At 62.1% G+C, this 13,309-nt stretch carries 16 protein-coding genes; 6 read left to right on the top strand and 10 right to left on the bottom strand.

Going from position 1 to position 13,309, the window contains the following annotated elements:
* Nucleotides 1-2: 2 nt before the first annotated feature.
* From hscB to cysE, 7 genes are all read right to left on the bottom strand, one after another.
* Entirely contained in the window at nt 3-626 is a 624-nt protein-coding gene (gene hscB / locus CCC_RS04190; protein ID WP_009867412.1) for a Fe-S protein assembly co-chaperone HscB, read from the bottom strand.
* Nucleotides 627-666: 40 nt separating this feature from the next.
* On the bottom strand, nt 667-1,002 hold the full coding sequence (locus CCC_RS04185) for a HesB/IscA family protein (RefSeq protein ID WP_011385402.1): 336 nt from the start codon (nt 1,000-1,002) through the stop codon (nt 667-669).
* 36 nt (nt 1,003-1,038) lie between these two features.
* Nucleotides 1,039-1,419, bottom strand: a complete 381-nt coding sequence (gene iscU, locus CCC_RS04180) for a Fe-S cluster assembly scaffold IscU (protein ID WP_009867410.1) — start codon at nt 1,417-1,419, stop codon at nt 1,039-1,041.
* An 80-nt stretch (nt 1,420-1,499) separates the two neighbouring features.
* Entirely contained in the window at nt 1,500-2,756 is a 1,257-nt protein-coding gene (locus tag CCC_RS04175; RefSeq protein WP_009867409.1) for an IscS subfamily cysteine desulfurase, read from the bottom strand.
* Between the two features lie 45 nt (nt 2,757-2,801).
* Nucleotides 2,802-3,935, bottom strand: coding sequence for a cysteine desulfurase family protein (locus tag CCC_RS04170; protein WP_041039884.1), 1,134 nt, complete (start codon nt 3,933-3,935; stop codon nt 2,802-2,804).
* Between the two features lie 42 nt (nt 3,936-3,977).
* Nucleotides 3,978-4,451: an Rrf2 family transcriptional regulator gene (locus CCC_RS04165; RefSeq protein WP_041039882.1), complete on the bottom strand. Its 474-nt coding sequence runs from the start codon at nt 4,449-4,451 to the stop codon at nt 3,978-3,980.
* On the bottom strand, nt 4,448-5,230 hold the full coding sequence (gene cysE / locus CCC_RS04160; RefSeq protein ID WP_041039880.1) for a serine O-acetyltransferase: 783 nt from the start codon (nt 5,228-5,230) through the stop codon (nt 4,448-4,450). The genes CCC_RS04165 and cysE overlap by 4 nt, the downstream gene beginning before the upstream one ends.
* 210 nt (nt 5,231-5,440) lie before the next feature.
* Between cysE and CCC_RS04155 the strand changes: the two genes are divergently transcribed.
* Nucleotides 5,441-6,136, top strand: coding sequence for an alpha/beta hydrolase (locus tag CCC_RS04155; protein WP_041039878.1), 696 nt, complete (start codon nt 5,441-5,443; stop codon nt 6,134-6,136).
* Between the two features lie 38 nt (nt 6,137-6,174).
* Here CCC_RS04155 and CCC_RS04150 read toward each other — a convergent pair whose 3' ends face one another.
* Both CCC_RS04150 and CCC_RS04145 read right to left on the bottom strand, forming a co-directional pair.
* Nucleotides 6,175-6,498, bottom strand: a complete 324-nt coding sequence (locus CCC_RS04150) for a hypothetical protein (RefSeq protein WP_236686302.1) — start codon at nt 6,496-6,498, stop codon at nt 6,175-6,177.
* Between the two features lie 13 nt (nt 6,499-6,511).
* On the bottom strand, nt 6,512-7,579 hold the full coding sequence (locus CCC_RS04145; protein ID WP_082036482.1) for an anhydro-N-acetylmuramic acid kinase: 1,068 nt from the start codon (nt 7,577-7,579) through the stop codon (nt 6,512-6,514).
* A gap of 77 nt (nt 7,580-7,656) precedes the next feature.
* Between CCC_RS04145 and tyrS the strand changes: the two genes are divergently transcribed.
* Nucleotides 7,657-8,904, top strand: a complete 1,248-nt coding sequence (gene tyrS / locus CCC_RS04140; protein ID WP_009867437.1) for a tyrosine--tRNA ligase — start codon at nt 7,657-7,659, stop codon at nt 8,902-8,904.
* On the opposite strand, the gene cyaY is transcribed toward tyrS, so the two are convergent.
* On the bottom strand, nt 8,901-9,206 hold the full coding sequence (cyaY, locus tag CCC_RS04135; protein WP_009867438.1) for an iron donor protein CyaY: 306 nt from the start codon (nt 9,204-9,206) through the stop codon (nt 8,901-8,903). The genes tyrS and cyaY overlap by 4 nt on opposite strands.
* A 123-nt stretch (nt 9,207-9,329) precedes the next feature.
* On the opposite strand from cyaY, the gene rpmE reads away from it, so the two are divergent.
* The 4 genes from rpmE (at nt 9,330) to CCC_RS04120 (ending at nt 13,174) form a co-directional block, all read left to right on the top strand.
* Nucleotides 9,330-9,563 (top strand): 50S ribosomal protein L31, encoded by a 234-nt coding sequence (gene rpmE / locus CCC_RS04130; RefSeq protein WP_009867439.1) that lies wholly within the window; start codon nt 9,330-9,332, stop codon nt 9,561-9,563.
* A gap of 394 nt (nt 9,564-9,957) precedes the next feature.
* Nucleotides 9,958-10,500 (top strand): hypothetical protein, encoded by a 543-nt coding sequence (locus CCC_RS22060; protein ID WP_152619685.1) that lies wholly within the window; start codon nt 9,958-9,960, stop codon nt 10,498-10,500.
* Between the two features lie 32 nt (nt 10,501-10,532).
* Complete coding sequence (locus tag CCC_RS04125; protein WP_082036481.1) at nt 10,533-11,312, top strand: tyrosine-type recombinase/integrase; 780 nt, start codon at nt 10,533-10,535, stop codon at nt 11,310-11,312.
* A gap of 146 nt (nt 11,313-11,458) precedes the next feature.
* Nucleotides 11,459-13,174, top strand: a complete 1,716-nt coding sequence (locus CCC_RS04120; protein WP_236686301.1) for an adenylate/guanylate cyclase domain-containing protein — start codon at nt 11,459-11,461, stop codon at nt 13,172-13,174.
* The last annotated feature ends 135 nt before the right edge of the window (nt 13,175-13,309 follow it).

The following is a 13,309-nucleotide window of genomic DNA, read 5'->3' as shown; positions in this document are numbered from 1 at the left end:
GCTTAGGGCAACCTTAGGGCACGGGTTTTCTTGGCGCGGGCCTCTTCGGCCAGCTTGGCGAGATATTTCAGGCGGATGGTCAGATGCCCCGCCTCTTCCAGATGGTCGGCGTTGATGGCCGCCGAGATGTGGCACTGACAGGCGATCACCTCGGATTCCGCCTGCATGGCCAGCTTGGCGATCTGCTCGGGCGAGGAGGCCTCGGCCAGGGCTTCGCGCTTTTCCATCTGTTCCATCAGCAGTTCACGGTCATTGATGGTGCCGCAGGCAGTGAGGTCCACCGGATGGCCCAGATGGTTCAGCAGATAGGCGGCGCGCTTCAAGGGGTCCTTCAGGGTCTCGTAGGCCTCGTTGAGCGCCGTCGCCTGGGACTGAGACAGCGCCCGCTCCTTGGGCGATTTGGAAGCGAAACGGTCGGGATGCAGCCGCTTCTGGAAGCCGAAATACTGGCGCTGCAAGGCGTCCAGATCCAGATCGAAGGAGGGCGCGATGCCGAGACGCGAGAAGTGGTCGATGGTGCCCGGCCCCTGCACGGCGCCGCACACCGAACAGAACAGGGCGCGCGTCGCCACCGGCCCCTTGCAGGACCAACAGGAAACGATCTGGGGGGCGGCGGGGGCGTTCATCGTCCTCTCCGGTTCCTTTTATGTCTCGGGTGACCTGGGCTCAGACGTGGAAGGATTCGCCGCAGCCGCACCGGCCTTTTTCATTGGGATTCTTGAAGACGAAGCCCGACTGCATCTTGTCCTCGACGAAATCCATCTCGGTTCCCAGGATGAACATGGTCGCCTTGGGATCGATCAGGACGGTGACGCCCTTGTCTTCCAGGATCTCGTCGAACTGGGTCTTCTCGTCGGCATATTCCAGGGTATAGGACATGCCCGAACAGCCCTTGGAGCGCACGCCGATACGGATGCCCACGCTGGGCTTGCCGCGCTTTTCCAGCAGAACCTTGACCCGCTCGGCGGCGGCGTCGGTGATGGTCATGGGTGCAGGTGCCATGGTCTTCCCCTTCTCTCGTCTAACCCAAGCGGCCGATCAGCCGGACTTCTTCTTATAGTCGGCGATGGCGGCCTTGATAGCATCCTCGGCCAGAACCGAACAATGGATCTTGACCGGCGGCAAAGCCAGTTCCTGAGCGATATCGGTGTTCTTGATGCTGGCCGCCTCGTCCAGGGTCTTGCCCTTGACCCATTCGGTCACCAAAGAGCTGGAGGCGATGGCCGAGCCGCAACCAAACGTCTTGAACTTGGCGTCCTCGATGATGCCCTCGGCGCTGACCTTGATCTGCAGCTTCATCACGTCGCCGCAGGCAGGCGCGCCCACCAGACCGGTGCCGACCGCGGAATCGTCCTTGTCCAGAGCGCCCACATTGCGGGGATGCTCGTAGTGGTCGATAACCTTGTCGCTGTAAGCCATAACGTCCTCCAGATATCCGCCCGAGCCTTAGCTCGGAATCATTCTAAGGCATTTCGGTACCGATTTGCCCATCTATTTCCTCAATGCTCGGCCCATTCGATGGACTTGAGATCGACGCCTTCCAGATGCATGTCCCACAGGGGGCTCATGGCGCGCAGATGCTCGACCGCCTCGACGATATGGTCGATGGCGAAGTCGATATCCTCGTCAGTGGTAAAGCGCCCCAATCCGAAGCGGAGCGAGGTATGGGCCATCTCCACGTCGACGCCCAGCGCGCGCAGCACATAGGACGGTTCCAGCGAGGCCGAGGTACAGGCCGAACCCGACGACACCGCCAGATCCTTGACGCCCATCATCAGCCCCTCGCCCTCGACGAAGGCAAACGAGATGTTGAGATTGCCGGGGATGCGATGATCCAGGTCGCCATTGACGTAGATTTCCGGCAGACGCTGCTTCAGGCCTCCCAACAGGCGGTTGCGCAGGCCCATCAGGCGCTCGTTCTCGGCCCCCATTTCGGCCTTGGCGATGGCGCAGGCCTCGCCGAAGCCGACACAGAGCGGGGTGGACAGCGTGCCCGAACGCATGCCGCGCTCCTGACCGCCGCCGGTGATCAGCGGCACCAGACGCACGCGCGGGCGGCGGCGGACGTAAAGGGCGCCGATGCCCTTGGGGCCATAAAGCTTGTGACCCGAAATGCTCATCAGGTCGATATTCATGGCATTGACGTCGAGCGGGATCTTGCCCACCGCTTGGGCACAGTCGGTATGAAAGAAGGCACCCTTCTTGCGGCACAGCGCGCCGATCTCGGCCAGAGGCTGGATCACGCCGATCTCGTTGTTGACCGCCATGACCGAGACGATGACCGTCTGGTCGGTAATAGCCGCCTCCAGCTCCGCCATATCGATCAACCCGTCGGTCTTCACGGGAAGATAGGTCACCGAAAAGCCTTCCTGTTCCAGGTAGCGGCAGGTGTCGAGAACGCATTTGTGCTCGGTCACCACGGTGACGATATGGTTCTTCTTTTCCTTGTAGAAGTGGGCGACGCCCTTGATGGCCAGATTGTTGGACTCGGTGGCGCCCGAGGTGAAGATCACCTCCTTGGCATCGGCGCCGATGATGTCGGCCACCTGTTCGCGGGCCTTTTCCACCGCTTCCTCGGCTTCCCAGCCATAGCGGTGATTGCGCGAATGGGGATTGCCGAACTTTTCGGTGAACCAGGGCAGCATGGCCTCGACCACGCGGGGATCACAAGGCGTCGTCGCCTGATAGTCCAGGTAGACCGGCGCCCCCGGAGCGCGGGGCAGGATGGGGCGGGTCGTCTTGCCGAGAGCTGTCATTTGCGAAGATCCCTTACCTTTTGTCGTTTTTGATCAGACGGCGCGTCAGGCCGCCTCCGAAACCTTCAGTCCCTTGTGCCGGGCCAGACCGGCCCAGGCGGCAAGGAACGCATCCACATCCTCCATCCTCGAGGACCAGCCCAGGCTGACCCGGATGGCCGATCCCTTGATCCGCTCCTCCAGGCCCATGGCCGCCAGCACATGGCTGGGAGCCACCTTGCCCGAGGAGCAGGCCGCACCGGCGCTGACGGCCACTCCGGCCAGATCCAGCGCCATCACCTGGGTCCGTCCCTCCACCCCCGGCAGAACCAGGCAGGAGGTATTGGGCAGGCGGGGCATGCCGCCCCCGATCACCGTCGCGTCAGGAACCAGGCGCAGGGCGTCTTGCTCCAACCGGTCGCGCAGGGCACGTACACCAGATGTGGTGTCGATACCCGCCAAATCATCCCCCGCCAATTGGGCGGCCATTCCAAGCCCGACAATCCCGGCCACGTTCTCGGTCCCGGCCCGGCGACGGCGTTCCTGGCCTCCTCCCAGCAAGATCGGTGCCAGTGTCCGACCGGATTCGGCCAGAATCAAAGCCCCCGCCCCGGCTGGCCCACCCATCTTGTGGCCGGAAATGGTGAGGATATCCGCCCCCAATTCGCTCAAGGAGACGGGAATACGCCCCACAGCCTGGGCGGCATCGCAATGAAGCCATGCGCCATGCGCATGAATGACGCGGGCCGCTTCGGCCACCGGCTGGACGATGCCGGTCTCGTTATTGGCCAGCATAAGGGAGACCACAGCCGGACGCGTACTGGCGCGAAGCAAGGCCTCCAGGGCGCCGAAATCGACGATCCCATCCTTTGTAACGGGGATCCGTTCGGCCTCGGCGGCCGCATCCAGGATGGACGGGTGTTCGATGGCCGAGACCAGGAGACGCGAGCGCCCACATCCCCGGAGGGCCAGGGCATTGGCCTCGGTCCCGCCCGAGGTGAAGACGATCCCGGCGGGATCGGCGCCCACCAGCCCGGCCAATTGCCGCCGCGCCGCCTCGACCCTGGCGCGGGCCGCGCGGCCAAAAGCGTGGACCGAGGACGGATTGCCGGGCTCGGCCAGGGATTCCACCATGGCGGCCGCCACCTCGGGGCGCACGGGGGCGCCGGAATTGTAATCGAGGTAGACGGCCCTGGTCACTTTACCCTTCCTTTCCGTACTGTCTGGCGCGCAGAACCGGCCCTATTGGGCCGCCACGGCGCCGGTCGGCGCAGCGGTTCCATGGAACATGCCCGAACTGCCCAGCAGGCGGCGCTCGCATACATCGGCCAGGGACACCGAGCTGAGATAGAGATAGATCTGGTTGCCCAGCTCTTCCCACAGATCGTGGGTGAGACAGCGGCCCTTGTTGTTGTGACAGCCCGCGGGCGAGCCCGGCGAACAGCGGGTTGTCTGGATCGGCTCGTCCACCGCCAGGATAATGTCGGATATGCGCGTCTGTTGTGGGATTCGCGACAATAGATAGCCGCCACCCGGCCCGCGCACGCTTTTCACCAGCCCGCCCTTTCGAAGCTTGCCGAACAGCTGCTCGAGATAGGACAGCGAAATCTCCTGGCGCTCGGCGATGTCGGCCAAAGCCACCGGGCTTCCCTCGGAATGGCTGGCCAGATCGACCATGGCCATCACGGCATAGCGTCCCTTGGTGCTGAGTTTCACGATATGCTCTCCCGTTCCAAAGTCCGGCCACTTGTCCCGACGGCCGGGTTGCTTACTGCTTCCACATGAATGCCCGGATCAGCCGCATCCGGCTGGGAAAGCCGCGCGCAGGCCTGAGTAGGATGGCCATGCAGCTCGGTCTCCAGTTCCTTGATCCGCTCCATCAAGGTCGATACCTGCGAACGCACGCTGTCGATGGCGCGGGCCACCGGGTCGGGCAGATCCTCCACCGGCAGGCCATAGGCGCAAAAATCGGCGTCCTGGCGCCGCATCACCATGCGGGCGGGAATGCCCACCATGGTCACGCCTGGCGGAACATCGGTCAGCACAACGGCATTGGCGCCGATGCGCGCGCCCTTGCCCACCGTGATGGGGCCCAGAACCTGGGCGCCCGAGCCGACGATCACCCCATCTTCCAAGGTGGGGTGGCGCTTGCCCTTGTGCAGCGATGTGCCGCCCAGGGTCACACCGTGATACAGCGTCACATCGGCCCCGATCACCGCAGTCTCGCCGATCACCACGCCCGTGCCGTGATCGATGAAGAAGCGCGGCCCCAGCTGCGCCGCCGGATGGATCTCGATGCCGGTGAGGATCTTCCCCACATGGGAGATGAAGCGTCCCAGCACCCTCATTCCCCGGTTCCAGCACCAGTTGGACAGGCGGTGAAACATCAGCGCGTGCAGTCCCGGATAGCACAGGACCACTTCCAGCCATGAATGGGCGGCGGGGTCGCGTCGTCGAATGGACGCAATATCTTCTCGAAGGCTCTTGAAAATCATAGCTCGCAATATGCTAAAGTGCGTCGCGACGGCCTTCTACGGCCGCCAGGGGGCCGCCCTTGCGGGCGCTGTCATAGTGAAGGTGAATATAAGATGCCCGACAAGGCCAGTCAAGATTGACCGGCCAAAATCCAATTTGTCGTTGTATTTTCCCCGACACCACCACTCAGGTTTGAGCGGGTGCCGGGCAAGGGAGACTGTACGCAAGCCATGCCTGAAGTGATTTTCAATGGACCCGACGGCCGCCTTGAAGGCCGCTACCATCACGGCAAGTCGCCAAACGCCCCGCTGGCCCTTCTGCTTCATCCCCATCCGCAGCACGGCGGGACCATGAACAACAAGGTGGTCTACGCCCTGTATCATGCCTTCGTGCGGCGCGGCTTTTCCACGCTGCGCTTCAATTTCCGCGGGGTGGGACGCAGCCAGGGCAAGTTCGACAACGGCCAGGGCGAACTGTCCGACGCGGCTTCCGCGCTGGACTGGATGCAGTCTTTCAACGCCAACGCCTCGGCCTGCTGGGTGGGCGGCTTCTCGTTCGGCGCCTGGATCGGCATGCAATTGCTGATGCGCCGCCCCGAGATCGATGGTTTCGTCTCGGTGGCCCCGCCCGCCAATGTCTTCGACTTCTCGTTCCTGGCGCCCTGCCCGTCATCGGGCCTGATCGTCCACGGCACCAACGACGATCTGGTGCCCGAGCCGACCGTGGCCAAGCTGGCGGCCAAGCTGGCCACCCAGCGCAACATCAAGGTCCGCTACGAGACCATCGAAGGCGCCAACCACTTCTTTGGCACCCATCTGGATGCCCTGGACGGCCTGGTGGATTCCTATCTGGGCGAATCCATCGTCGCCCGCGCTCCGGCCCCGCCGCCAGCGCCCGAACCGGAACTGGCCGTCGCCCTCAGTTAAGGAACAGCCCCCGTGAAAGCGGGGGTTTTTCGTTAAACTCAGTTGATGGCGGCGCAGTTGACCTGGGCCAGACGCTTCCACTGGGGGGGCTTGGCGCCCTTGCCCACCGAGGTCATGTCGATGACATGGGCCTGGAAGACGCGGGCCTGATGGGGCCGCACCAGACGGCACATCCCCGCCCCATAGGCCTCCCAGGCGATGGTGGTCTCGTTCTTGACCACCACATAAAGATTGCCGCGGTCGTCGATGGAGGCGTCCAGCACCTTGGGCTGGGCGCGCACTGCGGCCAGGGCGCTGACCTGATCGGCCAGGGCCGGGCCCGCCGCCAGAACCAGGCACAGGGCGGCGAGGATGGAACGCATGGCGGTTCTCCTGTCAGGGAACATGGCGGCGGCCCCCGGTCTGGGGCGAGGACACGCCGGTAGTCTCGGGATAGGTCAGCATCAGCCCGGCCAGGGAGCGCACCGCCAGAAAGGCGAAGGCCTGGGCCTCCAGGGCGTCGCCGTTCCAGCCCACCGCCTCCACCGGCTCCACCGGGGCCGACAGGCCACGGGAAAGGGCGCTCATCATCTCGGGATTGCGCCGCCCGCCCCCGGTCACCAGCCAGCGCTTCACCGGGCGGGGAAAGCTGTAGGCGGCCAGGGCCACCGAAGCGGCGGTAAAAGCGGTCAGCGTCGCCGCCCCATCCTCGGCCGAGCATCCCTTGACCAGTTCCCAGGCCAGGGCGTGAAACTCGTCGCGATCCACAGATTTGGGCGGCTGGCGGTCGAAATAGGTGTGGTGCAGGAAGGCCTCCACCGCGTCGCGCCGCACCCGGCCCGCGGCGGACAGTGCTCCGTCCACATCCACCGGACGGCCGGTATGGGCCATGGCCCAATCATCGAGAAGCGCGTTGCCCGGCCCGGTGTCGAAGGCCAGCAGGGAACCGTCCTCGGAAATCCAGGTCACATTGCCAACACCACCCAGATTGAGGATGGCCAGCGGCCCTTCCAGGCGCGCGGCCAATGCCCGGTGATAGACGGGAACCAGCGGCGCGCCCTGCCCGCCCGCCGCCACATCGGCCGAACGGAAGTCGTTGACGACGGCAATGCCGATCTCAGAGGCCAGCAAGGCGCCGTCGCCGATCTGCCAGGTGCGTCGTTCGGCGGGGGCGTGCAAAATGGTGTGGCCGTGAAAGCCCGCCACCCCCACCTTGGCCGCATCGATCCCGTGTTCGGCCAGAAAGTCGCGGACCACCTGGGCATGGAACAAGGTGAAGTCCCGCTCCACCTGCTCCACCGCCCCCTTCCCCCCTAAGATCTCCATCAGGGCGAGCCTCTGCTCCGCGCTATAGGGAACGGTCGCGGCAGGCCCAAAACTGGCCACAGTCTCGCCATCGGTATCGACCAGGGCGATATCCACGCCATCCAGCGACGTCCCGCTCATCAGCCCCAGCGCCAGCATTGCGTCCCCCCGATTGTGGCATTCACCCATTTGTGATAAACGAGCGGCCTCTTCCCAGCAAGCCGAACGGGCGCCCCATGACCAGTCTCAAGTCCGATTTCCTGCGCATCGTCACCGAGCGCGGCTACATGCACCAGTGTACCGACCTGGAGGCGCTGGACAAGCGCCTGACCGAGGGGTGCCAGGCCGCCTATATCGGCTTCGACTGCACCGCCACCTCCTTGCATGTGGGCGGGCTGATGCAGATCATGCTGCTGCGCTGGTGGCAAAAGACCGGCCACAAGCCCATCGTGCTGATGGGCGGCGGCACCACCCGTATCGGCGACCCCACCGGCAAGGACGAATCGCGCAAGATGCTGACCGACGAGGTCATCGCCACCAACATGGCGGGCATCAAGACGGTGTTCACCAAATACCTGACCTTCGGCGACGGCCAGACGGACGCCCTGATGGTCAACAACGCCGATTGGCTGGACAAGCTGAACTACATCGATTTCCTGCGCGATTACGGCCACCACTTCACCATCAACCGCATGCTGACCTTCGATTCGGTCAAGCTGCGGCTCGAGCGCGAACAGCCGCTGACCTTCCTCGAATTCAACTACATGCTGCTTCAGGGTTACGACTTCGTCGAACTCTACCGCCGCAACAAATGCATCCTGCAAATGGGCGGCTCGGATCAGTGGGGCAATATCATCAACGGCGTTGAACTGGGCCGCCGCGCCGATCAGGCCGAACTGTTCGGCTTGACCAGCCCGCTGCTGACCACCTCATCGGGCGCCAAGATGGGCAAGACCGTCAACGGCGCCGTCTGGCTGAACGACGACATGCTGAGCGCCTGGGAGTTCTGGCAGTACTGGCGCAATACCGAGGATGCCGATGTGGGCCGCTTCCTCAAGCTCTATACCGAACTGCCCTTGGACGAGATCGCCCGGCTGGAAAAGCTGGAAGGCGCCGAGATCAACGAGGCCAAGAAGATCCTGGCCAATGAGGTTACCCGTCTATGCCACGGCGAAGCCGCCGCGATCCAGGCCGCCGAAACGGCCCGCAAGACCTTCGAGGAGGGCATGGCCGCCACCGACCTGCCCACCATCGAAATTCCGGCCGCCGAACTGGCGGCGGGCATCCCCGCCTTCGCCCTCTTCGTGCGCGCCGGTCTGGCCGCCTCCAATGGCGAGGCCCGGCGCCTGTTGAAGGGCGGCGGCGGCAAGGTCAATGATCAGGCGGTGGACGAGGCCCGGCCCGTGGGCTCGGCCGACCTCAAGGACGGCGCCGTCAAGCTCACCGCTGGCAAGAAGCGCCATATTCTGGTGAAGGCGGTCTAAACCGCCACGCCGATCTCGGCCCGCAACATCCCCAACAGTTCCAGTTGGGCGTTGCGGGTCGAAATCCACTGTTCCCCGTTCCAGCCGAAATGATGGGCGCCGCTCTTGGGCGACGAGACCCAAATCTCGCGGTTGGGCGAATGCTTGTTGATGACATACTGGCCGATCCCCGGCAGGGTCAGGGTGAGGATGCCCGCATGCAATTCGGCGTCGGCATCGTCCATGGCATCCTCGACGGCATCTCCGATCCTTTCCAGCAGGGGATCGGCAAGACTGGCAAAACGGCTTTCATCGAGACTCATGGGGCTTCTCCTCCGATCGGGGGAGGGGATGCTAACCCGAATTCGACGCCGGGGTGAAGGACCGCTTGCGCAGCGCCCTGGTTTTGGCTATATACGCGCCTTCGATTTGCGGAGCTTCAGGCTATGAAGGACAACATTCATCCCGACTACCACGAGATCAACGTGGTGATGACGGACGGCACCGAGTACAAGACCCGGTCCACCCTGGGTAAGGCTGGCGACACCCTGCGCCTGGACATCGACCCCAAGTCGCACCCGGCCTGGACCGGCGTGCACCGTATGGTCGATACGGCCGGTCAGCTTGCCAAGTTCAAGAAGCGCTTCGACGGTTTCGGCATCAAGTCCGACAATTCCTAAGTGGGATTGGGGATGCCGGGTTAGTTTCGTCCCTCGGCATCCTCCTGCGCTAAATTATCAGACTGCATGATCGGCCAGCGTTTTCGCTGGCCGAAAGTGTTTGCTGTGGACTTCTTGCCATCCAGCAGGTAGAGCAATTTTTTAATAAGGGGGCTGCCATACTCCCCCTGCCGATTTGTTTTCGAAGCCAAACGGTGATTGGGCGGACATGATCATCGTTCATATCTGATTCCCTTACTGAAGCGTAAAACATACCCTAAACCCAGGCTGGAGGCCGCTCCTAGCTTGGGTTTTTTGTTTCTAGGGACGCTTACGGTAGCGGAAATGATTGGCAATCGTAGGCACAGTTATGGTGCACTACTCCACACCCCGTAGCGACTAAGGAGGTGACATCATGGATCTGGTGAGAGAACAGAGATACCTAGAGGAACAGATGCGAGGCTTAGGTGTCTCTAGGTTATATAGAGCTAACGATAAGGCTAACCAAAGAGGTGATCTATCTAGTACATTACCTATGGTTCAATTAACCAAAGGGTATCTAGTACCATATGCTAAAGCTATCTCTGAGTTCACAAGATATGCTCTTAGTGGGAAGATTGGAAAAAGAAGCTGTTCAGCCGTAGCACTCTCTGAGCTAGAGCCTGAGGTAGCCGCCTTCCTATTCCTTAAGGCTATCTTCAATAAGGTCCCTACCCTGTACCAAGGCAAGCCTTGTACCTTTGTTGGTCTTGCTATTTACGGTGCAGGCTTGATCCACGATGAGTTACGTATTCGGTACTTCCATGCAAACTGGAGGAACCTTGCTCGTAAGATGTGGTCAGACTTTGAGACACGAGAGCTGCCCCGCCATAAACGTAAAGAGCATGTGCAACGTAAGTTCAATGATCTCCAGATTGATTGGAGCCAGTGGGATACAGGAAACTCCCTGGCGCGTTAACAAGCGTGTAGGTACGACCAGCCAACGAAGTGATGAACAAGTCACATATCAATGAAGCCTTGGACTACTTCGGAAGGGCAAGCCTACTATCATCAATCGACACTGCTTCTGTTCAGAAGTGGGTTGATGTCCTAAAAAAGAAGGGTAACGCAAACAGCACGATCAATCGTAAGCTCTCAGCGTTATCTGTTCTACTTAATCACGCCGTTAAGTGCGAGTATCTTCAGAAGGCACCTAGCATCCCTCGACAGAAGGAAGGGCAAGGACGCATTCGCTTCATCACAGACGCTGAGGAAGCATCGCTCCTTACCCTGTTCTCCCGTTGGGGACGTGACGATCTGGTGGCTTACATACAGTTCCTCCTGTACACCGGCTGCCGCCCTGGAGAAGCCTTAGCAATCGAATGGCGTGATGTGGTCAACGGGAAGGTTACCTTCTGGAAGACCAAGACAGACGTACCCAGAACCATACCGCTGACCTCCAAGGCAAAGGATGCCCTGGCCTATGGAGAGAGTGAAGGTTGGGAAAAGCCCTTCAGCGGTATCAATTACAAATCGTTCGTTCTCAGCTGGGGACGCGCCAGGAACCTCCTTGGCTTCGCTGACGACCCACACTTCGTACCGTATGCACTGAGGCACACTTGTGCTTCACGCTTGGTTCAACGTGGTGTAGATCTTCGAAGGGTGAAGGAGTGGATGGGACACGCTAACATCACAATGACGATGCGCTATGCCCACCTAGCTGTTGATGACCTGGCAGTAGCTATGAACGCCCTGGAAGGTAAGCCCAGGGTGGTTGCAATCTCCTCGTGATGTGTGCCAAAAGTGTGCCAAACGGCGGCACACGGTAGTCACACAGTGCCTTAACCTAAAAAATACCCTTGGTATATCAACAGGTTAACAGCACGATTATGATCATCGTTCATTTTGAAGTTTACGTCATGGAAGGCCGGGGGTGGATGCTGCACGCACGCTTCCCGCGGCTGGAGCGTGACGAGGCTGTCCGCGAGGCCAAGGAGTTGGAGACCACCCTTGGCGTGCGCACCAAGGTCCTGCGCGAAACCTACAACACCGATACCAACGTCTTCGACGAGGTCGAGGTCTATCTGTCCGGCCACAACATCCAGGCCAAGAAAAGCGTCGCCAGCGGCGGTGGTGGCGGTGGCGGTGGCGGTGGCGGTGGCGGTGGCGGCAAGGGAAACGGCAAGGACAAGGATTCGGGCAAGGGCGGCGCCAAGAATTCCGGGGCCAAGAAGGCGGCGGCGCCCGCGAGGGCGCGGAGCGGTGGCCCCAGTATCGGCGCGGGGGCGGCGGTTCTGCGGTTGACCGTCATCTTGCTGGTGGCGGCGGGCGTGGGATTGGGGGTCCTGCGTCTGGTCCCGTCGATCATCGTCTTCCTCTATGATTTCGGTTTCCGCATTACCCCCGATGAATACGGCCAGATGCTGATCATCGTCTTCGGCCTGGTCTTCCTGATGACCGCCGTGCCGCTGGGGCTGCGCTTCATGCCGCGCAACGCCAACCTCCAGTTCAGGTCTGCCGCCGCAGCTGGAGCCGCGCCACGGCCACAACCCTCGGAAGCGGTGAAGAAGTCGCTGAACAAGCTGGCCAGGAAGGCCGAGTCCGAGATGATTCCCGAAAGCTGGGGCGACGATCCCGAGCCCGATCCCGAGCCAGAACCTCCCCCGCAGCCCGAAGAGGCTCCGCCGCCCCCCACCCCGGCGGAAGAGCCTTCGGCGGCGGCGGCGGCCGTGGATGCCATTCCCTCGACTCCGGCCTTCGAATCCACCAGGAAGGTGACCGACCGCTTCGTGGACAAATCCATGCAGATCGTGCGTCAGGTGGCGCCCAGCACGGACAAATACACCACATTCGGACTCAACCTGTTCATGGCCGGCGCGGTCCAGTCCATCGCGCGGGCCCAGAAGCTGGATTCCGGCGGACAGCGCAAATTGCTGAAGACCATCATCGAGAAGCTGGGCACGCCGGGCGATCAGGCCGCCGCCTTCTACGACAAGATCCCCGAATATATGGGTGAACAGCGCTATTCCGGCATGTTCGAGGCGGGCAAATCCGCCATGGAATCCTGGGTGGAGGGCGACGAGGGCACGCCCATGATCAAGCTCCAGACCTCGCTGAAGGACTGGAACAAGCCCGCCACGGTCAAGAAGCAGTCCTCGCTCATGACCGTGATGTTCACCGATATGGTGGGCTCCACCGATCTGACCCAGGCGCGCGGCGATCAGGCCGCCCAGGAGATCGTGCGCAAGCACAACGCCATCGTGCGCACCGCTCTCACCCAATTCGCCGGGCGCGAGGTCAAGCATACGGGCGACGGCATCATGGCCTCCTTCGCCTCGGCCGCCAATGCGGTGGAGGCCACGATCCAGATTCAGCGCCAGGTCACCGCCCATAACGAGAAGCAGCCCAATCTGCCGCTGCATCTGCGCATCGGGCTCAATGCGGGCGAGCCCATTCAGGAAGAGGACGACCTGTTCGGCTCCACCGTCCAGTTGGCGGCTCGCGTCTGCGCCGCCACTGATTCGGACCAGACCCTGTGCACCCAGTCGGTGAAGGACCTCTCCGCAGGCGTAGGGGTCTTCCAGGACGGTGGCATGCACGCGCTCAAAGGCTTCCGCGACAAGTTCCAGCTTTGGGAAGTGGTCTGGCGCTAGAGCATCGAGCCTCAAATATGAGGCGCGGTGCTTCTGCGCCCATTGAGGGCGCGGCCAAGCGCGGAGGCGCGCGCCCGGCGAGGGGCAACGAATAAACTGAGAGAGCGTGATGCACATTTTGGGCATCACGCTCTA

Origin of the sequence: Paramagnetospirillum magnetotacticum MS-1, from assembly GCF_000829825.1 — a bacterium.
Lineage (GTDB): Bacteria > Pseudomonadota > Alphaproteobacteria > Rhodospirillales > Magnetospirillaceae > Phaeospirillum > Phaeospirillum magnetotacticum.
Note: the sequence above shows the minus strand (reverse complement) of the source record. Positions and strands in the feature narration are given on the sequence as shown.

Coding starts and splice junctions, on each gene's coding strand:
- hscB (WP_009867412.1), bottom strand. CDS start 626: ATGAACGCCCCCGCCGCCCCCCAGATCGTTTCCTGTTGGTCCTGCAAG.
- CCC_RS04185 (WP_011385402.1), bottom strand. CDS start 1,002: ATGGCACCTGCACCCATGACCATCACCGACGCCGCCGCCGAGCGGGTC.
- iscU (WP_009867410.1), bottom strand. CDS start 1,419: ATGGCTTACAGCGACAAGGTTATCGACCACTACGAGCATCCCCGCAAT.
- CCC_RS04175 (WP_009867409.1), bottom strand. CDS start 2,756: ATGACAGCTCTCGGCAAGACGACCCGCCCCATCCTGCCCCGCGCTCCG.
- cysE (WP_041039880.1), bottom strand. CDS start 5,230: ATGATTTTCAAGAGCCTTCGAGAAGATATTGCGTCCATTCGACGACGC.
- CCC_RS04155 (WP_041039878.1), top strand. CDS start 5,441: ATGCCTGAAGTGATTTTCAATGGACCCGACGGCCGCCTTGAAGGCCGC.
- CCC_RS04150 (WP_236686302.1), bottom strand. CDS start 6,498: ATGCGTTCCATCCTCGCCGCCCTGTGCCTGGTTCTGGCGGCGGGCCCG.
- CCC_RS04145 (WP_082036482.1), bottom strand. CDS start 7,579: ATGCTGGCGCTGGGGCTGATGAGCGGGACGTCGCTGGATGGCGTGGAT.
- tyrS (WP_009867437.1), top strand. CDS start 7,657: ATGACCAGTCTCAAGTCCGATTTCCTGCGCATCGTCACCGAGCGCGGC.
- cyaY (WP_009867438.1), bottom strand. CDS start 9,206: ATGAGTCTCGATGAAAGCCGTTTTGCCAGTCTTGCCGATCCCCTGCTG.
- rpmE (WP_009867439.1), top strand. CDS start 9,330: ATGAAGGACAACATTCATCCCGACTACCACGAGATCAACGTGGTGATG.
- CCC_RS22060 (WP_152619685.1), top strand. CDS start 9,958: ATGGATCTGGTGAGAGAACAGAGATACCTAGAGGAACAGATGCGAGGC.
- CCC_RS04125 (WP_082036481.1), top strand. CDS start 10,533: ATGAACAAGTCACATATCAATGAAGCCTTGGACTACTTCGGAAGGGCA.
- CCC_RS04120 (WP_236686301.1), top strand. CDS start 11,459: ATGCTGCACGCACGCTTCCCGCGGCTGGAGCGTGACGAGGCTGTCCGC.